Here is a 23853-nt window from a genome sequence, read left to right on the forward strand (position 1 = left end):
CATATATCATATCTGGCGAATATTGTGTCTCATAATAGTCGGTCGTCTCATAGGTCATGGACAAATGCTCTCAATAACAGCTCATGATTGAAAACTATCGCTGATTATATAATAAAGAGCGTCATTACCATTGAGCGCCTATATAGTTATGAAACGTTACGCCAAATGAATCTGATTGCCCATTCATAATGAGTGCACTGTTTTTTAGTGGGTTTGACTATAAATGACCATTTTACAGGTTCTATTGCTAGATATAACATATGACAAGATTATAAAAGGATTAATTTATGGATACCGCCCTACTGCTATCCGGCGTGGTTGGGATCGGCATTGCCGCCCAATGGTTGGCTTGGTATTTGAAGCAACCATCCATTTTGTTTTTATTACTGATTGGTATCGTCATCGGACCAGTACTGGGGGTATTTGACCCTGATTTGGTATTGGGTGAGCTGATGTTCCCCTTTATCTCTTTGGGCGTGGCGATTATTCTATTTGAAGGCTCGCTCACCCTAGAGTTTGACGAAATTAAGCAACACGGTACCGTCGTGCAAATGCTGGTATCCGTCGGCGTGCTTATCACGATCGCTATCGTAGCGTTGTCGACTTATCTATTGTTTGATGTCGATCCACTGATTGCACTGCTGTTCGGGGCGCTGGTCTGCGTCACTGGCCCAACGGTGATTATGCCGCTGCTGCGGAGTGTACGCCCCAATAAAACAATCTCTAACATCCTAAAATGGGAAGGCATCATCATTGATCCAATCGGCGCGATCGCCGTGGTATTGGTCTATGAATATATTATCTCTGGCGGCGAAGCCAGCAGTATCTTACTGTTTGCTAAGATTGTCGTATTGGCAACAGCCATGGGAATGGCAGGTGCTTGGGCGCTCGCGTTCCTCATGCGTCGTCATATGGTCCCTGAGTTTTTGCGCAATGTGTTTACGCTTGCCTTTGTCTTGGTACTGTTTTCGGTCTCGAACCATTTAGAGCACGAATCTGGGCTACTAACGGTCACCGTACTGGGCGTGGCCTTGGCAAACTGGCCAAAATTCCCGCGTGAGACCATTTTAGAATTCAATGAATCATTAACCGTTCTACTCATCTCCGTCCTCTTTATTATTCTTGCGGCACGTGTGGAGCTGGCAAGCTTAATGAGTGTGGGTTTTGCAGGCTTGGTGCTACTCGCTATCGTGATGTTTGTGGCGCGCCCACTGTCGGTCTGGGCATCCGCTATCGGCTCAAACCTAAAGACCAACGAAAAGCTCATGATCAGCTGGATTGGGCCACGTGGTATCGTAGCCGCTGCGATCTCGTCACTGTTTGCGATTCGTTTGCAAGAGTATGACATTCAAGGCGTTGAGCTGCTTGTGCCACTAGTATTTATGGTCATCATCGGTACGGTCATGATTCAGGGTCTGGGCGCAAAAATAGTCGGTAACTTGCTAGGTGTTCGTGAGCCTGAAACCAATGGTATTCTGATCGTTGGCTCAAACCCTATTGCACTACTCATCGCGACGTCGCTTAAAGATCAAGGCTTCGATGTTATCGTCGCGCACAATAACTATACCAATATTGCTCGCGCACGCATGAGTGGTCTGCGTACTTATTTTGGCAACCCTATCTCGGATCATGCAGATCATCACCTTGATCTCATCGGTATCGGTCGTCTGTTTGCCATGAGTATGGACAAAGAAATGAACACCTTATCCGAGATTCATTATCGTCATGAGTTTGGCGAGCGTAAATTATATCGTCTCAAATTCAGTGATGAAAAGGTCAGAAGTGAGCGTGAGGACAAGCAATCAAACTTTCATTCGCAGTGGTTGTTTGGCAAAGACGCTACCTATACTAAGCTTGCCAGCATGCTATCTAAAAAAGCACGTATCAAAATTACCAATATCACGGACAGCTATAGCTTTGAGCAGTATAAAGCGGACAACAAACAGTTTGTACCGCTTTATACGATAGACAAGGAAGGCAAGCTACATGTCATCACCGATCAGTTCGATGGCACGGTACCCCGTGACCGTAAACTTATCTCACTCGTGGTAGAGGATGAGGTGCAACCAAAGCCCGTCGACGTGACTTCTAAGCAAGAGCAAGCACGTATCGCCGCAGATGCTAACTTTGAATCCAGCTCAAAAGCGCCTGACAAGCGTAAAGGAAAAGAACTGGAAGATGATAGTGACATATTAAATAACTCTACAGACATTGATAAAACGAGTGATAAAAATGAAGAGCAAGATACGAGCAATCCAGCGGCTAGTAGTAAGTCATTAGATAACCAAAGCAAGAGCATGGACTCTACTGCTTCATCTGATGCACTTGGGACAAAAACGGTAGCACCAGAGACAGCAACGACCAGCTCAAATAATAAAGGCGTGATGTCTGCAAACGCAACAGCAGTGTCAAAGACCCAAGCCTCTACTAGCAGCCATACAAATGGTAATGGTAATGCACCTAAGACTAAAAAGGGCGCGCTCGACCCCAATCGTTTGCCAGATTCTGGACAGGATGCTGCTGTTAATAAAAGTCCTGACAGTGATACCACTGATATCGCTAAGGATACGAAGCAAGATAGCTAATACAGTCGGAGCAGTTGCAAAATACCTCAATTTTATGAAGTAGCTGCTACTATCTTAATCGCTTATAAAAAAGCCCCAACACGATGTTGGGGCTTTTTATGGTGACGATTTTGACAATCGCCCTATTAATAAAAGTAGTCAAAATCTGGAAGCTCAGAATCTCCTTAACCGGACAGCTATTTAATATCTAACTTATCTTGCACCACCTGCCATATACGTGCACTGACCTTATCGGCACTGCCAGAGGCATCGATACGCTGTATACGCTCAGGGTACTGGGCAGCAAGCGTACTAAAACCGGTATGCACCCACGTAAAAAACTCGGTTGCTTGCTGCTCAAAACGATCGGCAGCACCGCGCTTATTGGCGCGTGCCATGCCTTCTGATATCGGTAAATCCAACCATAAAGTCAGCTCAGGCAACTGCGGTACGAACTGACTGATAAGCGTGTCAATCTTAGCTCGGTCAGCAACATCACCATGTGCACGTCCGAATCCTTGATAGGCGATGGTTGAGTCTGTGAATCTGTCACATATCACCCATGTACCCTGCTGTAGCGAAGGTAGAATCACTTGCTGCATATGATCACAGCGCGCGGCAAACAGCAGCAACAGCTCAGTATCATCCTCGATATCCGTTGCAGGGTCTAATAATATAGCGCGCAAACGCTCCGCAAACGGACTGCCACCTGGCTCACGCGTACGAATATAGGGAATGCCACTGCCGTCTAGTCGCAAGCACAGCTGCTCAATCGCAGTGGTTTTTCCCACCCCTTCTGTGCCCTCAAAGCTGATAAAACGCCCTGTATTGGGCGTTCTAGTCGTAGGAGAGGTATTTGATTGTTCTGGATTCAAAGATGATACGTTGGTGTGCATGGGTACTGACATGATATGACCTTGTGTCATCGATGAGCGCTATAGATAGATGATAGCCGTCAGGTTATAGCGCTCAATAAACGATAGGTTTTAAAAAAGTAGAGGTGCTGCTGTTATAGACAGTTACTGCGCTGCTGCTTGAGATTTTTTCTCACGCATGACGCTCAAATAGTCTTTGACCGCTTGATTGTGTGCCGCCAAGCTGTTGGTAAATTTATGCCCGCCGTTACCGGTTGCCACAAAATAAAGCGCGTCACTATCGGCAGGGTGTAGCGTCGCTTCGATAGAGGCCGCAGACGGTAGTGCAATTGGCGTAGGCGGCAAGCCATCGATTTGATAGGTGTTATAAGAGGTTTTTTCATCGATATCTCTACGGCGGATATTGCCGTCATAACGACTGCCCATGCCATAGATGATGGTCGGATCAGTCTGCATGCGCATCCCTTTATCCAAGCGATTTCTAAACACGGCAGAGACGATAGGACGCTCCTCTGAGACGCTGGTTTCTTTTTCGATAATAGAGGCCATGACCAGTGCTTCGTAAGGTGTCTTATAAGGCAGGTTTGGCGCACGATTTTCCCATGCATCGGTCAGTGCTTGCTGCTGGCGCTTGTATAGGTCAATGAGCACTTTTTTGTCCGTAGTGCCTTCACTATAGTAATAAGTATCAGGAGCAAACCAGCCTTCGAGGTTATAATTGACGATAGAGTCGCCACTGTTCGTCACGCTGTCTGGCAATATACCGGCCAATTCCAATGCGCTAGCGATACTGGCATTGTCGCTATCTGCGGTCAGTACTTCTTTTTTGATCTTGTCATTATCACGCAGCACTTGATACAAATCTTTAGAGGTTTTACCTTCGATAATCTGTACCTTTATGACAGCCGCTTTGGCACCTTGCCCTAGTATCTGTAGCGCTTCTGTGATGGTAGGATTTTCTGGTAATTGATACGTCCCGGCATGCAAAGACCCATCCATTTGCGCTTTGATATACAGCTTAGCCACAGTTGCTGAAAACAGCGGGATTTGCTGTTGCCACTGCGGCAGTAGTCCATAGTAGGTCTGCCCTTTTTCGATAGTGACCATTTGCTTGGGTTGTTCAATACGCCCAAACAATGTCTGATAGACCATCGCTAATAAAAACGCAGCAATGAGCCCCAACACGAGTAACACTTGATAGCCGCGCTGCATAAAAAACGAAGGGTTGTTCACTCTATAACGACGAGGCTTGTTTTTACCACTGATGAGTGAGACATTGGTTGCTGGCGTTGCTGATGTTTCTTCCACCTCATTTACCACTGGCTGCGTGTCTGGCAATGTGGTGTCGACACGCTCCTCAACTGTGCCATCTTGGGTGTTTGATGGCGACTCATTGGGACGTTCAGGTGGTGTATTGGGTGTAGGTGTGCTCATGGCGACTCGCGAGGCAGATGTTTGCTAGAATTTAGCACTGAACCGTGCGATTTTCAATGGTATTTGCTTAGCTTGTGAATTATCTTGGTACTGAGTCTCATTTATATGGCTTAATACTTATACGCTTTTTTCGATATTCTTAGCTTATCTACTAATAATGAAAACATCTTATGAATCTATATTTCGATCAAAGTCTTGCCAAAAACTATAAATCACCTAGCCAGATAATTCGAGTATTGAGTGAAAACTGGGTCGCAACCAATAGCTACTGTCCTAACTGTAACACCCAACCATTATCAGAATTTACAAACGGCAAGCCTGTGGCTGATTTTTATTGCGCACAGTGTAGTGAGCAATATGAGCTAAAAAGTAAAAAATCCAAATTAAGTAACATCATTAATGATGGTGCTTATAAGACCATGATTGAGCGTATAAATAGTGCAGACAATCCCAATTTTTTCTTCCTGACATATTCAAAAGAATATACCGTGAATAACTTTTTGATTATTCCTAAGCAATTCTTTAAGCCCGATATTATTATCAAGCGTAAGCCGTTATCAGCGACTGCCAAACGCGCAGGTTGGGTTGGATGCAATATCGATTTACGCCAAGTACCAGAATCAGGCAAAGTATTTTTGGTCAAAAATCAGCAAGTCATACCACGAGATGATGTCAGCCAACAATTTCAAAAAACTTTGTTTTTACGAAAACAGTCTGTCGCTTCGCGTGGTTGGACACTCGATATTTGGCAGTGCATCGATAGGCTTGATACTCACTTTTCGCTAAAGCAAGTTTATGCTTTTGCTGACGAGTTAAAACTTAAACATCCTGAAAACAACTACATTCCAGATAAAATCCGTCAGCAACTACAGATACTACGCGATAGAGGCATTATTGAGTTTGTAAGCCGTGGTCACTATCGAAAATCATACTAATCGCTTCTCATTGTAACGCTCAGGTCTCGGCTTTCCTGTTTTATCGCGGTATACATCGGCAATCAGCTCATCTCTATCATCCCATAGTGGTAATCGCGCAGTAGCAACGAGGCGCTGATGAAACTTATGCGCTGGGTAATTCCAATCAATCTCGTCATTAATTTTGAAAAAATGCTCTTCACGATAATCAACGTAAGCGTGCATTCTATTTTTCACATAATCATTCCACTGCCATAAAAGCCCAACTACATTGCGAGCAGGCTTGGTAAAAGCTTTTAAGTTGACTGTCAGTGCACACATCACTAGCTCATCATTAGGAATGACAGAAATACGCTGCTCAATAACCTCCTCTCGCGTGTCCGCATACTCAAACATACCACCAAAAGCGACGAACCTTTTAAAGTCCTTCAAATACATGACACCAAACGCCAATTCAGTATAGGGCGATAAATGCACAATTTCATCAGGGTTGGCTTTTGCCAATCGACAAGTTTCATCAAAAACCATCAAGCGTCTGATTTGTACTGGAATTCTTGTCTCTTCATATATTGAACGCATACGATACTGTCCTTTTAACGATTTCTACTGAAAAAGGATCATTGATCGATTTGCCCTAAGACACAAGCCAACGTAACAAAAGACGATCACTTCTTTTGAGCGCTTTTGCTAATCTAGTTGGCATTGATGACTGAAGTGATGTGTGAGAAATGGAAATGAATACGACGAAAAAAGATGAGAAAGCAGCGCAAAAATTTCAAATAGAGCTTGTCGAAACACTAAGCAATATCGTGGAAGTCGTCGCAGAAGATAAACAAAGTGCGCTCTTAAAAGTGCAAGAGATGTATAGAAGTGAGCAAGTGATTTTATATCCTGATGAATTTATAGATACTAAGTTTAATATTATTGGAAGAGGATAGGCTGTTTAGCTTATACGTGACTGTTATTTAAACCCCACAACCTCACCTGACAGCAATGTCAAACGGCTCATTGGCATGATACCGCGCAGCGCATTGCAAAAAAATAACTGCGTTAATCGAGGCAAGTCCTCATCTGCTAACGGTCTAATCTCAACTGGACAAGCCGTACTTGATAAAGCATCAATAAGCACTTGCCGCATGACACCAGCGACACCCGATTGCGCCATAGAGGGTGTGTACCACTGACCTGTAGTGAGCGTAGTGAGATAGTTGTCATTATTTTCATAATCGTTAGAGAGTTTTGTAGGTTCTGATAATGACTTATCGGCTAATTGATAAAACACATTGCTCATCGTCCCTTCCACCCAGTGTCCGCTCATATCACGTAGCAGTCCTTCACTGAGGGTTTTTGCGATAGCAGACGCTAGTGGTTCAGCCTTAATCTGTTGCAACTCACCACTGGCAAGGACATTGTCTAGGCGATTGAGGGTTTTGAGTCCTGCCAGCGTGGGCGGCAGGCAAGCAATTTGAGAAGACAGGCATATCGCAGCAGCAGCGGGCTGCATCGGTACCAATTCCCCATCAGGCAGCGTCAATTGCAGCGCAGTAGACACTCGCATCACAGAAGGCTTTAACCATATCTCACAAGCACTGCCAGAGACAGTTGGCGTATAGCCATAACCTCTGATATCTTGCGCGGCGCGAGTCACTATCAGTTTGAGCATACCCTGCTCTAACTGCTCGGCATATAGCTTTAATACGGCTATTATTTCTGAAGCGTCTATATCAAACTGTAGCGCATCAGCATGAGAGATAAGGCGCTGATAGTGGTAGTCGTCCCACAGTATCTGTCCATCGATGACACCCATAGTGGTAAAGAACCCATCAGCATAGGCCAATCCACGGTTGTCTGGCGACACGGCTACTATTGCCGAGGCTGCGGCTGTTGCCCTATCATTCTGTGGATATAGACAGACCCAGTGGTTGGGCAGTGGTATCGCGGCGGGCACTGATTAGCTGTCATCTGTTTGAGCAGCGGATTTATTGATGACCAGCATACAGCTATAAAACTCACATTTGGCCAGCTCGACTTTTTGTCCACCGACGACTCTGTTTTTGATGATTTGGCCATTAAGCATATCAGCCACCAGTTTGCCGCCGTCATCACCCATCAGCTGACGTGATAGCTGGTAGGACTTTTTGGCATGGTTTTGGCTCAGCTCTTTTTCTTTGTCTGAGTCAGTAGGATTGGCGTAATACCAGCCAAGCTCTAGATATTTTTCGGAGTCGATAATATCCAAATACGGTGCATCGTTTTTCATAAAGCGATATTTGGCAGCAGGGTTACTGGCATAGTCTAGGCTGTTTTCGTCTGTGCTCATGACCTTACCAAATGCGGATTGAATACTGTCTAGCTCAGTAGTGTTCAGTGGTGTGACCTCGCCAGTGCCCCATGCTGCGACATCATATTTGACAGGCGTGCCTTGCTGCGCTGTTGCCCCGTCCAAATCAGGGTTATCGGCAGTACTGTCTTGCACTGGTGTATTCGTCACTGCCTGCTCATTACTCTCAGCGTTCACATCTGGGTTTTGAGCCTCTTCTTTTGTGCTGTCACAGCCACTGAGCGATACACCAACTGCTATGATCGTAGCTGATAGAAGGGTTTGTAGATTATGATTCCACATGAATAGTTTACTCACACTTTTAGTTGATCTCAAAATATTAAGAAGCTGGCAAAATGCCGCTGATAACCAAAAATTTAATAAAGATAGAAGGCTTATGGTTTATAGTTTACCCAACTGCTTAGTACTTGACTAGCTTTTACGTTACACCGAACACGCCCAGAGAGTACAGATTTGTTAACTATATCACTGGCCAAAAACCCTCTTTCATAAAAGGTTGCTTGGACGCGCGCTTGATTTGTCAATCATCACATTATCGCTTATGATGACCGCGTATCTGTTTTTTACTGCTCTCTCTCTTGTCGCCTTTCGCCACTGGACTTCCTATGACTCAACACTTTATCGTTATCGGCAACCCCATTGCCCACAGCAAATCTCCTGAGATTCATGAGCAGTTCGCGGTACAAGCTGGCATCGATATCAGTTATCAACGTCAGTACTGTCCTGATGATACTGCCAGTTTTATCGCAGTGGTGGAAGCTTTTTTTAATGGTGGCGGTGTGGGTGCGAATGTGACGGTACCATTTAAACAAGTTGCTTATGATTGCTGCGCGGCACGCGGCGGACTATCAGCGCATGCCAAAACAGCAGGCGCCGTCAACACGCTATCCATCAATCAAGCGATGCTGCAACAAGGCGCTTCGATAACAGAGGCGCTATACGGTGACAATACCGATGGACAGGGGCTTATCAATCATATAAATAGCTTAGGCTGGCCGTTGACCGGTGCTCGTGTGGCACTGATTGGTGCAGGCGGCGCGGCACGTGGTGTCATATTACCGCTGATTGAATCGGGTATCGGCACGCTCACTATTGCCAATCGCACAGTGAGCAAAGCGTCCAATTTAGTAGATGAGCTGAGTACCGCGAGTGAGACTATCGGTAAACACAGTATCAAAACTTGTGCGACAAGTGAATTGACCGGACAATTTGATATCATTATCAATGCCACATCGATTGGCCTATCAGGCGATACGCTACCGCTCAGTGAAATGCTGAACTGTCATTACGCCTATGACATGATGTACGGACGTCCGCTGCCATTTTTGCAGCACTTTGCCGCGCGTGACGCGCAAACATCAGAAGGCTACGGCATGCTTATCGGGCAGGCAGCTTTAAGCTTTGAGCGCTGGACTGGCTACCAAATCGATGTTGCAACAGCCACCGAAACATTGCGTCAAAATAAATAGCGCAAGTCACTAAGCATCAATCAGCATAATAGCAACGTAAAAGCAGCGACTGGCTATACGCTAAAATGTGTTAGCAGGTAATTTTCTAAACGTCGCAGCGGTACACGTAATCGCGTGGAGTGTATCGCTAACCCACCACCCAGACCAATCGCACAGCCAAGTGCAGTATCGACCATGCGCGCATGAATGATGACGTCAGCCACAGGCGCTGCAAGCATCGTGCTGCCGTATTCTGCGATAAATATTGTCAAAGGCGTGATAAATATTACAGCGATGCCATAATGCCGATCGACAAACGCCTCAATCAACAGCATCATGAGTAGTATCGCAATGGCAACGCCCCACACCGACAGCCCCCACGATAGCATCCAACCAGCGACGCCCATCCCAACCAACGTACCCAATAGACGATGTAATTGCTTAATCCATATTGTCCGCATCTGCATGCCTTGGATAATGATAAAGCAGCTCATGGCCGCCCAATACGGATAAGGCATCTCTAACAATACGGCGATTACTAATGCCAGACTGACAAAACTCACCACAATGAAACTATCACTGAGCATATCTGGCTCATAGCGATAGGTAGGTGCAGAAACAATAGGACGTGTCGCGAGTAAAAATAGTGTATATAGCAGCGCCAATAACATCGACGAGCCGCTACCCATCAACACAAGCCCGATCGCTGAAACCACATCCTCAAGCGGCACAGGGATAAACAGCGCAATCGCACCCGCCATCAATACAAACAATCCCGCTGGTGGCGGCTGTCGATAGTAACGACCCAACATTACCACACCAAAACCAATCAGCATAAATACAGGTAGTCGCAGTACCGGCAACTGCTGTGCCATAAGCCCCAGTGCAAAACTGAGTATCATGGCAAACCCCCATGCCATGACCGTCACTAACCGATAAGGCAGGGCACCGACCAATGGCAAGTTCAAAATAATCATCGACCCAAGCGAGGCTTTGATGCCAGAAGGCAAGTCACCAAAGTAAGCCCCCACGAACACTGGGAAGCTGATAGCAATCGCCGCAATAATCGGCATATGCCACGGTCTCTGACTACGATTAACGGTCAGTAAATGATTCAGCTCACCACCGATAAGCAATGCCATACGATCTAATAACATGGACAACCATGACCCTCGTCTCTGTTTTTTTATCACAGTCATAAATGGCTTCCTTTGTATGATAAGTCCATTTTTTTGACGCTTTGTTTATTATCAATCGTCCATAACACATAAATATGAGATATGGATAAACCATATTAAAAACTAAATGTAATGTATAATATTGTTATACATGAATAATAGTTGTTGATTGTATATTTGTCACTCTATAAGATTTATAATCATATCAACACCATAATAGCTGGGGTGACCAAAGTCACCTTAACTCATGGCACTCAATGCTAATAGCCAGAATCGCCATGTTTTAGCCAGCCACATAATAATCTGTATTATCTACTACATCCAAAATAAGTGAACGTCGTTTACCTAAGCTGTGACTCATATACTGCGCCATAAGCCTATGATAGCGAACCAACCAAAGAGAGCGATTATGTTAACTTACAAAGCACCTCTACGTGATATCAAATTTTTGATTAATGATGTATTTGATTTTCAAACCCACTATAAAAGTCTAGATAACGGCGAAAACGCTGACCCTGAAACAATCGATATGATTTTGCAGGGTATGGCTGACTTTGCTGAAAACGTCCTTGCCCCTATCTATCAATCAGGTGATGAAGAAGGCTGTCATTTCGAAGATGGCGTAGTCACCACACCAAAAGGCTTCAAAGAAGCGTATGCACAGTTTGTAGAAGGCGGCTGGCAAGGTATCTCATACCCTGAAGAATACGGCGGTATGAACCTGCCAACATCAATCAACCTAATCAAAGCTGAAATGATAGGTACGGCTAACTGGCCTTGGGCGATGTACCCTGGCCTATCAACAGGCTGTATCAACACCCTACTCCAATATGGCAGTGACGAGCAAAAAGCGCTGTATTTGCCAAAACTAATCGAAGGCTCGTGGGCTGGTACCATGTGTCTGACTGAACCACAATGTGGTACGGATTTGGGTCAAGTTAAGTCAAAAGCCATTCCACAAGATGACGGCAGCTACAAAATCAGTGGTACCAAAATCTTTATTTCAAGCGGTGAGCATGACTTAACAGACAACATCGTTCATATTGTCTTAGCACGTCTACCGAACGCACCAGAAGGCACGCGCGGTATCTCGCTATTTATCGTACCGAAATTCACGCCAAACGCGGAAGGCGAATCTGGCGAGCGTAATGCGGTAGTCTGTGGTTCAATCGAACACAAAATGGGTATCAGCGCGTCTTCAACGTGTGTATTGAACTTTGATGGTGCTACTGGCTACCTGATTGGTGAACCGCACAAAGGCCTAAAAGCCATGTTCACCTTTATGAACACGGCACGTATCGGTACTGGTATCCAAGGTCTGGCGCATACTGAGTTGTCTTTCCAAAACGCACTACCCTATGCCAAAGAACGTCGTTCTATGCGTACGCTATCTGGTACCAAAGATCCTGAAAAAGTAGCAGATGCCATTATTCATCATGCTGATGTACGCCGTATGCTATTGACGCAAAAAGCCTTTGCTGAAGGCGGCCGCTCGATGATTTATCACTCAGCGCGCTACGCCGATAAAATGGCACAGGGCATCATCAATGGCGATGATGAAGAGTTTGAAAAATGGGATGATAAATTAGGCTTCTATACGCCAATCCTAAAAGGCTTTTTGACTGAGCTAGGTATCGAAGCGGCCAAACATGGCCAGCAGATCTATGGCGGCCACGGCTATATCAAAGAATGGGGCATGGAGCTGATCGCTCGTGATGCACGTATCGCAACAATGTACGAAGGTACGACTGGCGTACAGGCGCTTGATTTGCTAGGTCGTAAGGTTATCTTGCAATCTAAAGGTAAAATCATCCGTGATTACACCTCTAGCATCATGAAATGGTGTGGCGAGTATGCGCTTGATAAAGACATGCGTAAATTCGTTTGGGCGCTAACCAAACTATGTGCTGAATGGAACACCTTGACCGTACGCTTGATGCTAATGGCACGCAAAGATCGTGAAATTATCTCAGCCGCATCAGATGATTTCTTAATGTACTCAGGTTATGTGATGATGGGCTATCATTGGGCACGTATGGCAGCAGTGTCGTACGAAAAACTCAAAAATGGTGGCACTGAATCACCAGAGTTCTACAAAGCCAAAATCCAGACTGCTGAATTCTACTTTGATAAGCTATTGCCACGTACTTCAGGCCACGCCGAAGCTATGGTCGCACCAAGCGATAGCATGACATCTATGGAAATTGAGAACTTCGCTTTCTTAGACTAAAACTGACTAAAACTGACTAAAACTGTAGCCCTAATCAATAAAAAAGCGCCTATCATTTAGGCGCTTTTTTATTGTCTGACCAAAACCAGTCAAGTTACTTTTGGACTGTGCAGATAATTAGAGTGAGGTGTCTGTTTTATTAAGGCAGTTTATTAGAGCATTTTTTTATGATAGACCGCACTAATCTCTTCGACTTCCACACATATCTGCAATGCTGCTCGGCCTGATTGCTCTGCACCTAGTATATCTTCTATGGCTGTCGTCAGCAGCTCTGCCAACTGATTACGAACGGCGATATCGCGTCCCGTCATCATCTTTAGATGGGCATAAATAAATCCATTGGCCTGCTCATCATCTTCCACACCCACCAAAAATGTCTGAATAGGTAAGATACGCGCTTTGATATCAGTTTGTTGTTTAAACTGACCACTGTCCCATAGCACTTTATTGAGTGATTTGAGCAATGATTCCTCATGAGCAATACTAACGTTAGGCGTCACTTGAATGGTTAAATGCGGCATCGGTATGTCCTTATTAAGTATAAATAAAAAGTAATGGATAATCGGGTATGGCAGCTTACGTTTACTCTCACTGCCGTAAGAGGTTATTCGTCCGTAATATCTGTAAAGACAGCAGCCAGTGTATTGGCCAGTTGCATCGGTGGCAGCTCAATCTCTAGGCCACGGCGACCACCGCTCACATAGATACTCGGCTGCTCTTGAGCAGTCATATCTATCACTGTTTTTAGACGCTTTTTTTGACCCAATGGACTGACGCCGCCCAGCACATAGCCTGTACTACGCTCTACCTGTTTGGGATCTGCCATCTGTACTTTTTTGCAGGCCAGCAATTTATGAGCCGATAAGGCTTTGGCCATTTTTTTAAAATTAAGCGTTTTATCCACTGGCAATATCGCCACCGCAAGCGCGCCTGTATCCGTCGCTACAACGAGCGTCTTAAACACTTGTGTCACAGCCACGCCAAGCTTTTCGGCGGCTTCCAAGCCAAACGAAGCTGCATGGCTATCATGACTATATTCGTGTACTTGATAGTCAAGCCCAGATTTTTTGGCAAGGTCAATAGCTGGCGTCATAAGGTTTTGTCTTCATCAAATAGACATAAAAGAATAGATATTAAACTGAATAATTAGCAATTATGCAAATGTATTATTGCGCCAAACGCGTTAACTTTCAAACACCTGAGCATGTATAAGATTGACCACTCACTGCAGCGTAACTAGGACGTATTAATATTGGCAGTATGTACAGACACTATATATCGCTTTGATAGCTTTTATGGCATCATAAGCGCAACATATTTGACTAATTTTGATATCCATTATGATACCCAGTTTCTTAAAGAATAAGTTCCTAAAAAAACGGATTTTTAAAGCGCCCGTGGCGACTGATAGCACCGCTGAGACGGCGACTGATTCAGCTGCCATCAAGCCTTATGCTAATGCGCCGATCAATAAGCTCTACCGTAAGCTATCGGGTCAACTACTCGACGTCGCCGTCAAGCCTAAGCTATTAGGTGAGCTGCCTGAGTTCGATAATGACGATCAGACAATCAGATTTTATGTGTTGCAAGATTATTCTCGCTCCAATAGTATCTTGATTGACTTACAGACCCAAGAGCATAAATTACCACCCGCATTGGTTGGGGTCTATGATGCCGCGCACGATATCAAAGAAAATGCGGCCATTATATTTTTGAATCATCCACACGCCAAAGACAGCCAACTATCACCGCGCCTGTCTCGTTTGGTCTCTGCAGTACTGCAAAACCCTGAACTAAAGGTACATCTGGTACCGGTATCTATTCTTTGGGGGCGCGCACCTGAAAAAGAGGACTCGCTGTTTAAACTACTGACGGCAGACAACTGGCAAGACCCTAGTATCACAAAACAGTTATTTAATATCGGTGTGATGGGCCGCGATACTTTTGTACAGTTTCATCCACCGCAGGATTTGCGCACGCTCATTAATAGTCATCTGAGCGGTGATGTAGAAGGGCCTGCTATTTTTGATTCAGTTGCGACTGACACGCAAAAGACAGCACCAACCAATACGCATCCTGATTTATCAACGCAAGCTGATAAGTTACCCAGCTATGCATTAGTCGCAGCAGCGGATAGCAACCGTGAATTGGTTCGGTCTCTACAGCAGCAACTATCGACTTATTTAGATAAGCAGCGTGCCAGCATGCTCGGCCCTGATCTATCAGACAGACGCAACTTGGTAGACAAACTGGTGTACTCGCCTGCCATCAAGCACGCGATCGAGATGGAAGCCGTCGAGACCGGTACCAGCGTTCGGGAGGCTCGCAGTCAGGCCAGAGGCTATGCCAATGAGATGGTCAATGACTATTCGCACTCTATCATCCGCGGGTTTTATAAGTTTTTGACTTGGTTGTGGACGCAGTTATACGATGGCGTCGAAGTACATCACTTTGAGCGCGTACGTGATCTTGCGACCGATTATGAGCTGATTTATGTGCCTTGCCATCGTAGCCATGTCGACTATCTATTGTTGTCTTATGTCATCTACAAGCGTGGCCTGAGCATTCCTTATGTGGCAGCAGGTGATAACTTAGATGTGCCTGTATTGGGCCCACTATTGCGCGGTGCAGTCGCTTTTTATATACGTCGTAGCTTCCGTGGCAACGCGCTGTATACCGCCGTATTGCGTGAGTATATGCATACTCTTATTACTCGTAACACACCGATTGAATACTTCATCGAAGGTGGTCGCTCACGTTCGGGTCGCTTGCTGCCACCAAAAATGGGTATGCTGGCGATGACGGTACACAGCCAATTGCGCCAAACCAATAAACCTGTCGTGTTCATTCCGACTTATATTGGCTACGAACGTATCATGGAAGGTGGCACTTATATTGGTGAGCTCAAAGGCAAGCCAAAAGAGTCAGAGTCTCTCATCGGACTGCTCAAGGTGGGTCGTAAGATTGAGCGTATCTTTGGCAATGTACATTTGAGCTTCGGTACACCACTGCACCTCACCGAATTTATGAAAAAGTTTGATGTGCCTGCCAGTAGTTTGCCCTCAGATCGCACGGACTCGCCGCTCGATGAAAAAACCAGCGCCATGGTGGATAATATCGGCGTAAAAATCATGCAGCATATCAATAAAGCTGCGGTTGTGACGCCAGTGTCGCTGCTATCATTGGTCCTACTATCAGCACCGAAAGCAGCACTGGATGAAAATAGCTGCCGCGAGCAAATCGCACTGTACCAAGGTCTGGCGCAGCAGCTTGCTTATTCAGATGATACTGTCATCACCGATATGACACCGCAGCAAATCATTGATTATGGTATCAAGCTCAAACTTATCGAGCGCACCCCGCATATCCTAGGTGATATCATTCAAGTCGCAGGCAAGCAAGCGGCACTGCTGAGCTACTTCCGTAATAATATTTTGCATGTCTTTATTCTGCTGTCTTTCTTATCAGCGCTCGTGGCACGTAACGGCCGTATCAAACGCAGTCGTCTAGATAGTATCGCTGAGCAGTTGTATCCGTTTTTGCAAAGCGAGCTGTTTTTGTATTATCCAGCGCATGGCCTAGCTGAAACCCTCAATAAAAAAGTCGATAGCCTGCTCGCGCATGGACTGATCGTGGAATTGGGTGATGGTGTACTCAGCGTTCCTGAGTCTAACAGCAAGTCTTATCAGCAGCTGCAAGCACTAGCAACACCCGTTGGACAGAGTCTTGAGCGTTACTTTATGACGCTTGCCCTACTCGCGCAGCAAGGCTCAGGTAATTTGACCGAAAACGAAGTCGTTGATCTGTGTCACCTTCTCGGACAGCGTTTGTCTGTGCTCTATGCAGACGACATTCCTGACTTCTTTGATCGCGCCTTATTCACCAGTTTCATCGGCGCGCTGACCCGTCTCGATTATCTACAAAAAGACGACGCTGGTGTGTTGACCTTTGATCATCGTATCAATGACATTGCGCATCATGCTAAGTACGTACTAACGCCTGATATGATGCAAATCTTGCAGCAAGTCGCTAGTTTGGATGAAGAAGAAATCACTCACGCGATTACTGAGATTAGCAATAAAAAGCAGCGTAAATTTGGTCTTAAGCGCTAATCTTTTAGGCAATAATCCTTTAAACGGTAACCTTTAATTACTGCTAACATCTCGCCAAGTCAGACAAATAAAAAAAGACCTCTAACGATTAGAGGTCTTTTTTATTGCGTTTGAGTATTCTAAACAGCCGTATTAGTTGGTAATTTTCTTATATTTGGCACGTTTAGGACTGGCGTCATCGCCCATGGTCTTTTTACGATAGGTTTCAAACTCAGAGTAGTTACCATCGTACCAAACAGGGCCTTCTTCTTCGAATGCCAAGATATGAGTGGCGATACGATCAAGGAACCAGCGATCATGCGAGACGACCATGACCGTACCGGGAAATACTTGAATCGCATCCTCTAGCGCACGTAAGGTTTCGATATCCAAATCGTTTGATGGTTCATCGAGTAGCAATACGTTTGCGCCCTGCTTTAGGGTTTTTGCCAGTTGCAGACGGTTACGCTCACCACCTGATAATTGGCCAACACGTTTTTGCTGATCTGAGCCTTTGAAATTAAAGCGGCCGATATAAGCGCGGCTAGGCGTGGTGTAATCACCAACTGTGATGATGTCAAGGCCGTCAGACACTTCTTCCCAAACAGTTTTACTGTCATCTAAATGATCACGTACCTGACCAACATAAGCGACTTTAACACTTTCACCCAAATCAACGGTTCCAGTGTCTGGAATATCACGCTCAGTAATCATGTTAAACAGTGTGGTTTTACCCGCACCATTTGGACCGATGATACCGACGATCGCACCAGCTGGCACGTTAAAGCTTAGGTTTTCATAAAGCAAACGATCGCCAAATGATTTAGAGATATCGTTAATCTCAATAACCTTGTTACCCAAACGTGGACCAGGTGGAATATAAATCTCAGCCGTCTCATTACGCTGCTGGAACTCAGTTGAGTTCAACTCTTCAAAACGCTGTACACGAGACTTAGACTTGGCTTGTTGGCCTTTTTGGTTTTTGCGAATCCACTCAAGCTCTTTTTTCAGCGCTTTAGCAAAAGATTCTTCTTGCTTATTCTGCTGCTCTAGACGCGTGTTCTTTTGCTCGAGCCACTCAGTATAGTTGCCTTCATACGGATAGCCATGGCCACGGTCAAGCTCTAGAATCCACTGAGCGACGTTGTCTAAGAAATATCTATCATGGGTAATGGCAACGATGGTACCGCTGTAGTTCTGCAAGAACTGCTCTAGCCATGCGACGGATTCTGCGTCCAAATGGTTGGTCGGTTCGTCAAGTAATAGCATGTCAGGGCGAGACAATAGTAGACGGCATAGTGCCACACGGCGTTTTTCACCACCAGAGAGTTTGCTAACGTCCGCGTCCCATGGTGGCAGACGTAGCGCATCGGCTGCTTTTTCTAGCTGATTGTTTAAGTTATGTGCATCCCAAGCTTGGATGATGTCTTCCATCTTGCCTTGCTCTTCAGCAAGCTTATCAAAATCAGCATCAGGCTCTGCATATTCTGCATAGATAGCATCTAGACGTGCGAGTGCATCTAATGCTTCACGCATACCGTCTTCGACGTTACCGCGAACGTCTTTGCTGTCATCCAGCTGTGGTTCCTGCGGCAGATAGCCGACTTTGGTACCGGCTTGTGCGCGTGCTTCACCACTGAACTCAGTGTCGACGCCTGCCATGATGCGTAGCAACGTTGATTTACCTGAACCGTTAATACCTAGGACACCAATTTTGGCACCTGGGAAAAACGACAGATTGATATTTTTTAAAATTTCACGCTTAGGGGGAACAAGTTTTGACACGTTGTTCATCGTGTAAATATATTGAGCCATTAACACTCCGATAGACTGCATAGAAGAGAACAGCAAATGCAACTCGGCGATGATGCCAAGCGTGCCGTACCTCAAAATCAGGGTTACAAATTATAGGTCATTATCGCATTGTGGCGCATACCCTGCAAGCTGACAGGTTGTTTTAACACCTGTTTTGCTAGTTTTGTCACCGTCAGCGGTACTTTATCGCTAAAAGCCACTAAAAACATATGCTGCCAATGACATGGTTAACATTTTGATTCAATACTGTTTTATAAAGCCCACAAAAAATAGCATCAAAACTTTCGCAAATTTAATCAATAGCCGTTAGCATGTTAGGGTAGCTTAATAGACGTGAACAGATTGAGTTGAGATACAGTCGATAAGACCATCAATAGGTTGACTTAATATCTGTGACGTACACCCTTTAATAACCCATCTAATAACATTCATAAAGGTATCAATCATATGGCCACCGGCTATCGCCCTGAAATTGTTCAACGTGCGTTTGTCGATTTTATCGGGTCGCGCCTGCACCCGTTTCGGTCATTGACTGCGCCCAAGCTGCGCCTCGTTGCGCGGTATGATCTGAGTGACGACCTGATAGCGCTTCGATTTGAAACCAACCGCGCTTTTAGACAGCAAACGAATGGTGCAAAATCAGGCTGGCAAGGCGGTCAGTATATTGACTTACGTGTTTTGATTGATGGCATTTATCATCAGCGCAGTTATTCGTTAGTGGGTTTGGTCAATCAGCCCCTAGGGTGGCACGATGCCATTGTCGATAGTACTCCTAGCAAATCCAAGCGCCATACGGTGACGATTGCGATTAAGCCGCAAGGGATGGTCTCCCGTTACTTAACCAAACATCTACCGATTGGCGATGTCATTAATACGAGCATCCCACGTGGTCATTTTACGTTGGCACAGTCATTGATGACCGCGAAGAGAGAAGCTTCGAATCTAGAACACTTACCTAGAGAAAATACTCAGAAAAACATGTTGCTGTTTATTGCAGGTGGCAGCGGTATCACACCCATGCTAGGGCTCATTACTCAAGCATTAGAGGATCAGCATCAAGTCGTACTGCTGCACTACAACCGCACTGCATTGGTTGCACTCACTCAGCAGTGGCAGCAACTGGCTGCAGCGTATCCAGACTCATTTAGGTATCATCTGATTAATACCGAAGACCAAAACAGCTACTTGTCAGGTAATCGACATTTAACGACAGACAGCTTATTATCATTAAACCTACCATGGGCAGATACGCAGATATTTGCGTGTGGCTCACAGGCATTATTGGCTGGTTTATACCAAGCAGCGACAGACATCACACTACCGCATGGAAGGTCTCTGCGCGACAGTATTACGATAGAAAACTTCGGCAGTGCGTTGGCTGATGTTAATTCTGATAGTCACCAAACTGGTGATAAGGCAATCGATGTACAAGAGCACACTATTTACCTGCGAGCGCGGCAACGGCAGTTTAGCAGTGACACGACTTTGCTCGCGGCGGCTGAGCGTGAAAATATACGCTTAGCCTATGGTTGCAGGCAAGGCGTGTGTCAATTATGCCGATGTAATAAAGTGAGCGGCGTGGTCAAAAACATCCAAACCGGTCGGCTAAGTAGCGATGGTTATGAGCCGATTCAGACTTGTATCAACGTTGCGATGACTGATGTGGTGTTAGATATTTAAAACATACGATTGATTAATCGCTATCTAGTTTAACAGTCCTTTGCTATTTCATATGATGTGCCCAACTCTGTATCAACGCTGTCTGTGTGAACACTCAGCCGACTCATTAAACCGAACTCAGTACTGCTTATTCGTGCCATGTCGGTTAAGGATTTATTTATGCGCTTATTACCCCCTATTATAATGCCGAAATCTGCTGTACCGATTTTTACTCCGTTGTCAGGCATCCAACTGGCAAGTCAAGCGCGTGTGCCGCTCGCGCCACAAGCATCGTACGCCCATGAGAATAATGCCGCCAATGACAGCGCCAAGTCCGATCAGGCTTTCTCTTCAGTTCGGTATCCAACGCTGACAAGTGCACCCTTGACCAAAGCACAGAGCGATGTGCTAGCCGTAGAGTTAAACGAGATATATGCAACCGTAATGGACTCACTGGGTAGCGACGATGCAAAATACATTCAGCGGGTTTATGCCACGGTGGTCTATAGTGAAGTTATCGCTCGTGGTTTGCTCGCCGCAGCTGGGCGCATGCCATCGAAACGACGTCTACTAGGGACTTGGTTACTTGGTACATCTCTGCTCAGCTTTAGCAAAATACTAAACAATATGGAGCTAGGACATAATGTCATGCATGGTCAATATGACTGGATGCAGCATCCTCATCTCAACAGTCAAAAGTTCGATTGGGACATCGTTTGCCCTGCCCCGTTATGGCAACACTCACATAATTATTTGCATCATACCTTTACCAATATCGTAGGCCGCGATCATGATGTGGGTTATCATTTGATTCGGGTCACTGATGAGCAGCTTTGGGTACCAGAAGACCGTTATAACCTGCTTAGTACCGCAGGATTGGCACTTGGCTTTGAGTGGGCCGTTGCCTTTCATGATATTCAAATTAGCGCCGATGAGTATGCCGACTCACCTGATTTGCATAACATTATTCAGCAAAAGTCTCGCGCCTTGTTTGCCAAAATCGGTCGTCAAGTAGGCAAAGACTATATTGCATTACCAGTGATAGCAGCAATGGCCCTAGGTCGTCGCAGCGCACTGGGTACATTGAGCGGGAACATAACGGCCAATACTGTCCGTAATCTATGGACGTGGGCGGTGATTTTCTGTGGTCATTTCACAGAGCAGGCACATATCTACACTCACCTCGATGCTGATGAAACCAAAGGTGACTGGTATGTACGCCAGATACTGGGTTCTAGCAATATCAAAGGTAGCAAATGGTTCCATATTCTGACGGGCAACTTATCCCATCAGATTGAGCACCATATATTCCCTGATATGCCAGCCCGCCACTATGCAAAAATTGCGCCGCAAGTGCAAGCCCTATGTCTCAAGTATGGTCTGACGTACAACACAGGCAGCTTTGGCACGCAGCTTCGACAAGTCATTGGTCGTATTCACCACTTTAGCAAACCTAGTGTCCAAGAGCGGCAGGAGTATGAAAAGTCTATCGCGAATGCTGATAATACTGTCCGCCACAATACACAGACAGAAATCCAAGCGGAAGGCGGCCTCAGTCGGTTTTTGCCGCCAGTGGTTCAAAAAGCCATATCCTATGCGTGGGGCTAGGACAAAAAATCAGTATTTGAGGTATGGATGAAATTAACGATTGCCCTATCTGCTATTACGGTAAGGGTCTAGATTGTTTGGCATTGATGCTACATACTAAACTAGCAATATAGAGTTTTATAACCCTATACTGATATAGTCAGTTCAATATAATTTCGATACAAGGAAACCGAGTGCAAGTTATACATTAGTATGCTTAGCGAGGATGACGATGTAGCGGGTTTATATAAACTTGACTATAGAGCATAACAATTCAGAAAATACTTAATCTATAATAAAAATTCGATAATAATAAAGGGAGTTTATCAATGAGCAATCAAGAGTCTAAGCCAAACCTAGATATTACTCACAATGAGTCAGCAAAACGTTTTGAGACAACCATCGACGGTCATACAGGTTATATCAGCTATCAGAATAGTCAGGATAAGCTGGTATATGACCACACTATCGTCCCCGAGCAATTAGGCGGACGCGGTGTTGGTTCAGCATTGGTGAAGCATGCCTTGAACTATGCACGTGAGCAAAATAAAAAGGTCGTGCCTCAGTGCTCATTTGTCGCCTCGTATATCAGCAAACATCCTGAATATCAGGATTTAGTTTAGGCTGCCACGACTCATTATTTAATAGCATCGAGTACACCCAACATTGAGCACATTAGAGATATAATATATCTATCTTGGATTAGGAGAGACACTTAGCACTACCCTAGTAGCACTTTTAATAAACCAATTCGACATAACAATAAAGGTTATTAATATGAGTAGTTTATCTGACAAACAAATCAATATGCAGCTAGAAGATCTGCCAGGCTGGCAACGTGATGGCAATAGTATTGTCAAAACTTATCACTTCAGCGATTTCATTGAAGCCATGAGTTTTATGAATCAAGCAGCATTTCATGCTGAAGCAATCGAACATCATCCTGAATGGCGTAATACGTATAACATAGTAGAGGTACGCTTAACCAATCAGGATACAGGTGGTATTTCTAGTTTGGATATTCGCTTAGCAAAGCGCATGGAGCACATCGTTCAGCCAAAGCGTCTATAAAATCTAAGCACACAAAAAAGTCCTCGATTGAGGACTTTTTTGTGTGCTTAGAATATGTTGTCTTCAGAACGCGCTTTCCAAGTTACATCTTGCGGCTAACGAACGCGACAATGAATAAGATGACTGCAACTGCTAAAAAGATATATGCCAAATTAGCAGATAAGCCAGCCACGCCGCCAAAACCTAGGAAACTTGCCAACAGCGCAACCACTGCAAAAATAATAGCCCAACGAAACATAATATTCTCCTCAAATAATTGTTAAAAAACCAGATAGTGAACTTGTATAGTATCGATTTAACTTTTTGTTTTTTTAATACTATTCATATCTGTGTACAAACATAGAGTAGCAATATTTTTTTCTAAAAAACGTGCACTTTAGTAATGATGTCGGTAGGTTATGTAAACTTTGTAGCAAGTCGTCATACCTTTTATTTTTTCTTGTCTCGGTGAGTGCAAGTTATACATTAGTATGCTTAGCGAAGATGACGATGTAGCGGATTTATGTGGGTTTGACTATATTTTATAATGTCGTATAGACAGCTCTAGCGTTGTCTATCTATACCTCAGCGTCACGATGACATTTTTTGAGCATAAGTTTACCAATGGAAACTGTAGCGACCCCATAAACTCCTAACGTATCCAAAC

At 45.0% G+C, this 23853-nt stretch carries 20 protein-coding genes; 10 read left to right on the forward strand and 10 right to left on the reverse strand.

Annotation, left to right across the window (positions count from 1 at the left end; genetic code table 11):
* Positions 1-287 precede the first annotated feature (287 nt).
* Positions 288-2585: a cation:proton antiporter gene (locus I6E86_RS01545; protein ID WP_197174769.1), complete on the forward strand. Its 2298-nt coding sequence runs from the start codon at positions 288-290 to the stop codon at positions 2583-2585.
* 176 nt (positions 2586-2761) lie between these two features.
* On the opposite strand, the gene tmk is transcribed toward I6E86_RS01545, so the two are convergent.
* The gene (gene tmk, locus I6E86_RS01550) at positions 2762-3472 is read right to left on the reverse strand and encodes a dTMP kinase (RefSeq protein WP_227680471.1); all 711 of its coding nucleotides are present in this window, start codon (positions 3470-3472) and stop codon (positions 2762-2764) included.
* A gap of 111 nt (positions 3473-3583) precedes the next feature.
* Complete coding sequence (gene mltG / locus I6E86_RS01555; protein ID WP_197174770.1) at positions 3584-4873, reverse strand: endolytic transglycosylase MltG; 1290 nt, start codon at positions 4871-4873, stop codon at positions 3584-3586.
* Between the two features lie 170 nt (positions 4874-5043).
* Here mltG and I6E86_RS01560 point away from each other — a divergent pair, with 170 nt between their 5' ends.
* Positions 5044-5808, forward strand: coding sequence for a DpnI domain-containing protein (locus I6E86_RS01560; RefSeq protein WP_197174771.1), 765 nt, complete (start codon positions 5044-5046; stop codon positions 5806-5808).
* Here the strand turns inward: I6E86_RS01560 and I6E86_RS01565 are convergent.
* A complete protein-coding gene (locus I6E86_RS01565) occupies positions 5800-6366 on the reverse strand; it encodes a hypothetical protein (RefSeq protein WP_197174772.1) in 567 nt (188 codons plus the stop codon). The genes I6E86_RS01560 and I6E86_RS01565 overlap by 9 nt on opposite strands.
* A gap of 149 nt (positions 6367-6515) precedes the next feature.
* Here I6E86_RS01565 and I6E86_RS01570 point away from each other — a divergent pair, with 149 nt between their 5' ends.
* Entirely contained in the window at positions 6516-6725 is a 210-nt protein-coding gene (locus I6E86_RS01570) for a DpnD/PcfM family protein (RefSeq protein WP_227680472.1), read from the forward strand.
* Between the two features lie 23 nt (positions 6726-6748).
* Here I6E86_RS01570 and I6E86_RS01575 read toward each other — a convergent pair whose 3' ends face one another.
* On the reverse strand, positions 6749-7735 hold the full coding sequence (locus tag I6E86_RS01575) for an aminotransferase class IV (RefSeq protein WP_320158513.1): 987 nt from the start codon (positions 7733-7735) through the stop codon (positions 6749-6751).
* A 3-nt stretch (positions 7736-7738) separates the two neighbouring features.
* Positions 7739-8410: a hypothetical protein gene (locus tag I6E86_RS01580; RefSeq protein ID WP_197174773.1), complete on the reverse strand. Its 672-nt coding sequence runs from the start codon at positions 8408-8410 to the stop codon at positions 7739-7741.
* Positions 8411-8733: 323 nt separating this feature from the next.
* Between I6E86_RS01580 and aroE the strand changes: the two genes are divergently transcribed.
* Positions 8734-9597, forward strand: coding sequence for a shikimate dehydrogenase (gene aroE / locus I6E86_RS01585; protein ID WP_197174774.1), 864 nt, complete (start codon positions 8734-8736; stop codon positions 9595-9597).
* A gap of 53 nt (positions 9598-9650) precedes the next feature.
* On the opposite strand, the gene I6E86_RS01590 is transcribed toward aroE, so the two are convergent.
* Complete coding sequence (locus I6E86_RS01590; protein ID WP_197174775.1) at positions 9651-10775, reverse strand: FUSC family protein; 1125 nt, start codon at positions 10773-10775, stop codon at positions 9651-9653.
* Between the two features lie 388 nt (positions 10776-11163).
* Here I6E86_RS01590 and I6E86_RS01595 point away from each other — a divergent pair, with 388 nt between their 5' ends.
* Positions 11164-12984 carry an acyl-CoA dehydrogenase C-terminal domain-containing protein gene (locus tag I6E86_RS01595; protein ID WP_194363461.1) on the forward strand — a complete coding sequence of 607 codons (1821 nt, stop codon included), beginning with the start codon at positions 11164-11166 and terminating at the stop codon, positions 12982-12984.
* A gap of 152 nt (positions 12985-13136) precedes the next feature.
* Here the strand turns inward: I6E86_RS01595 and I6E86_RS01600 are convergent, their stop codons facing one another.
* Positions 13137-13505: a 5-carboxymethyl-2-hydroxymuconate Delta-isomerase gene (locus I6E86_RS01600; RefSeq protein WP_197174776.1), complete on the reverse strand. Its 369-nt coding sequence runs from the start codon at positions 13503-13505 to the stop codon at positions 13137-13139.
* An 83-nt stretch (positions 13506-13588) separates the two neighbouring features.
* A complete protein-coding gene (ybaK, locus tag I6E86_RS01605) occupies positions 13589-14077 on the reverse strand; it encodes a Cys-tRNA(Pro) deacylase (RefSeq protein ID WP_197174777.1) in 489 nt (162 codons plus the stop codon).
* Between the two features lie 247 nt (positions 14078-14324).
* Here ybaK and plsB point away from each other — a divergent pair, with 247 nt between their 5' ends.
* Entirely contained in the window at positions 14325-17096 is a 2772-nt protein-coding gene (gene plsB, locus I6E86_RS01610; RefSeq protein WP_197174778.1) for a glycerol-3-phosphate 1-O-acyltransferase PlsB, read from the forward strand.
* Between the two features lie 132 nt (positions 17097-17228).
* Here the strand turns inward: plsB and ettA are convergent, their stop codons facing one another.
* Positions 17229-18890, reverse strand: a complete 1662-nt coding sequence (gene ettA / locus I6E86_RS01615; RefSeq protein ID WP_197174779.1) for an energy-dependent translational throttle protein EttA — start codon at positions 18888-18890, stop codon at positions 17229-17231.
* A gap of 447 nt (positions 18891-19337) precedes the next feature.
* Here ettA and I6E86_RS01620 point away from each other — a divergent pair, with 447 nt between their 5' ends.
* The 4 genes from I6E86_RS01620 to I6E86_RS01635 all read left to right on the forward strand — a co-directional run bounded on the left by I6E86_RS01620 (position 19338) and on the right by I6E86_RS01635 (position 23207).
* On the forward strand, positions 19338-20570 hold the full coding sequence (locus I6E86_RS01620; RefSeq protein ID WP_197174780.1) for a flavin reductase family protein: 1233 nt from the start codon (positions 19338-19340) through the stop codon (positions 20568-20570).
* A gap of 159 nt (positions 20571-20729) precedes the next feature.
* Positions 20730-22157 carry a fatty acid desaturase family protein gene (locus I6E86_RS01625; protein WP_227680473.1) on the forward strand — a complete coding sequence of 476 codons (1428 nt, stop codon included), beginning with the start codon at positions 20730-20732 and terminating at the stop codon, positions 22155-22157.
* Between the two features lie 308 nt (positions 22158-22465).
* Positions 22466-22759, forward strand: a complete 294-nt coding sequence (locus I6E86_RS01630; RefSeq protein ID WP_197174781.1) for a GNAT family N-acetyltransferase — start codon at positions 22466-22468, stop codon at positions 22757-22759.
* A 154-nt stretch (positions 22760-22913) separates the two neighbouring features.
* Complete coding sequence (locus tag I6E86_RS01635; protein ID WP_194363454.1) at positions 22914-23207, forward strand: 4a-hydroxytetrahydrobiopterin dehydratase; 294 nt, start codon at positions 22914-22916, stop codon at positions 23205-23207.
* Positions 23208-23289: 82 nt separating this feature from the next.
* Here the strand turns inward: I6E86_RS01635 and I6E86_RS01640 are convergent, their stop codons facing one another.
* Positions 23290-23445, reverse strand: a complete 156-nt coding sequence (locus tag I6E86_RS01640) for a DUF1328 domain-containing protein (RefSeq protein WP_194363453.1) — start codon at positions 23443-23445, stop codon at positions 23290-23292.
* Between the last annotated feature and the right edge of the window lie 408 nt (positions 23446-23853).

The sequence above is a fragment of the Psychrobacter sp. SWN149 genome, assembly GCF_015864565.1.
Lineage (GTDB): Bacteria > Pseudomonadota > Gammaproteobacteria > Pseudomonadales > Moraxellaceae > Psychrobacter.

What these genes read in the sequence shown, in the direction of transcription:
- I6E86_RS01545 (WP_197174769.1), top strand. Translation starts at nt 288, where the DNA reads ATGGATACCGCCCTACTGCTATCCGGCGTGGTTGGGATCGGCATTGCC.
- tmk (WP_227680471.1), bottom strand. Translation starts at nt 3,472, where the DNA reads ATGTCAGTACCCATGCACACCAACGTATCATCTTTGAATCCAGAACAA.
- mltG (WP_197174770.1), bottom strand. Translation starts at nt 4,873, where the DNA reads ATGAGCACACCTACACCCAATACACCACCTGAACGTCCCAATGAGTCG.
- I6E86_RS01560 (WP_197174771.1), top strand. Translation starts at nt 5,044, where the DNA reads ATGAATCTATATTTCGATCAAAGTCTTGCCAAAAACTATAAATCACCT.
- I6E86_RS01565 (WP_197174772.1), bottom strand. Translation starts at nt 6,366, where the DNA reads ATGCGTTCAATATATGAAGAGACAAGAATTCCAGTACAAATCAGACGC.
- I6E86_RS01570 (WP_227680472.1), top strand. Translation starts at nt 6,516, where the DNA reads ATGGAAATGAATACGACGAAAAAAGATGAGAAAGCAGCGCAAAAATTT.
- I6E86_RS01580 (WP_197174773.1), bottom strand. Translation starts at nt 8,410, where the DNA reads ATGTGGAATCATAATCTACAAACCCTTCTATCAGCTACGATCATAGCA.
- aroE (WP_197174774.1), top strand. Translation starts at nt 8,734, where the DNA reads ATGACTCAACACTTTATCGTTATCGGCAACCCCATTGCCCACAGCAAA.
- I6E86_RS01590 (WP_197174775.1), bottom strand. Translation starts at nt 10,775, where the DNA reads ATGACTGTGATAAAAAAACAGAGACGAGGGTCATGGTTGTCCATGTTA.
- I6E86_RS01595 (WP_194363461.1), top strand. Translation starts at nt 11,164, where the DNA reads ATGTTAACTTACAAAGCACCTCTACGTGATATCAAATTTTTGATTAAT.
- I6E86_RS01600 (WP_197174776.1), bottom strand. Translation starts at nt 13,505, where the DNA reads ATGCCGCATTTAACCATTCAAGTGACGCCTAACGTTAGTATTGCTCAT.
- ybaK (WP_197174777.1), bottom strand. Translation starts at nt 14,077, where the DNA reads ATGACGCCAGCTATTGACCTTGCCAAAAAATCTGGGCTTGACTATCAA.
- plsB (WP_197174778.1), top strand. Translation starts at nt 14,325, where the DNA reads ATGATACCCAGTTTCTTAAAGAATAAGTTCCTAAAAAAACGGATTTTT.
- ettA (WP_197174779.1), bottom strand. Translation starts at nt 18,890, where the DNA reads ATGGCTCAATATATTTACACGATGAACAACGTGTCAAAACTTGTTCCC.
- I6E86_RS01620 (WP_197174780.1), top strand. Translation starts at nt 19,338, where the DNA reads ATGGCCACCGGCTATCGCCCTGAAATTGTTCAACGTGCGTTTGTCGAT.
- I6E86_RS01625 (WP_227680473.1), top strand. Translation starts at nt 20,730, where the DNA reads ATGCGCTTATTACCCCCTATTATAATGCCGAAATCTGCTGTACCGATT.
- I6E86_RS01630 (WP_197174781.1), top strand. Translation starts at nt 22,466, where the DNA reads ATGAGCAATCAAGAGTCTAAGCCAAACCTAGATATTACTCACAATGAG.
- I6E86_RS01635 (WP_194363454.1), top strand. Translation starts at nt 22,914, where the DNA reads ATGAGTAGTTTATCTGACAAACAAATCAATATGCAGCTAGAAGATCTG.
- I6E86_RS01640 (WP_194363453.1), bottom strand. Translation starts at nt 23,445, where the DNA reads ATGTTTCGTTGGGCTATTATTTTTGCAGTGGTTGCGCTGTTGGCAAGT.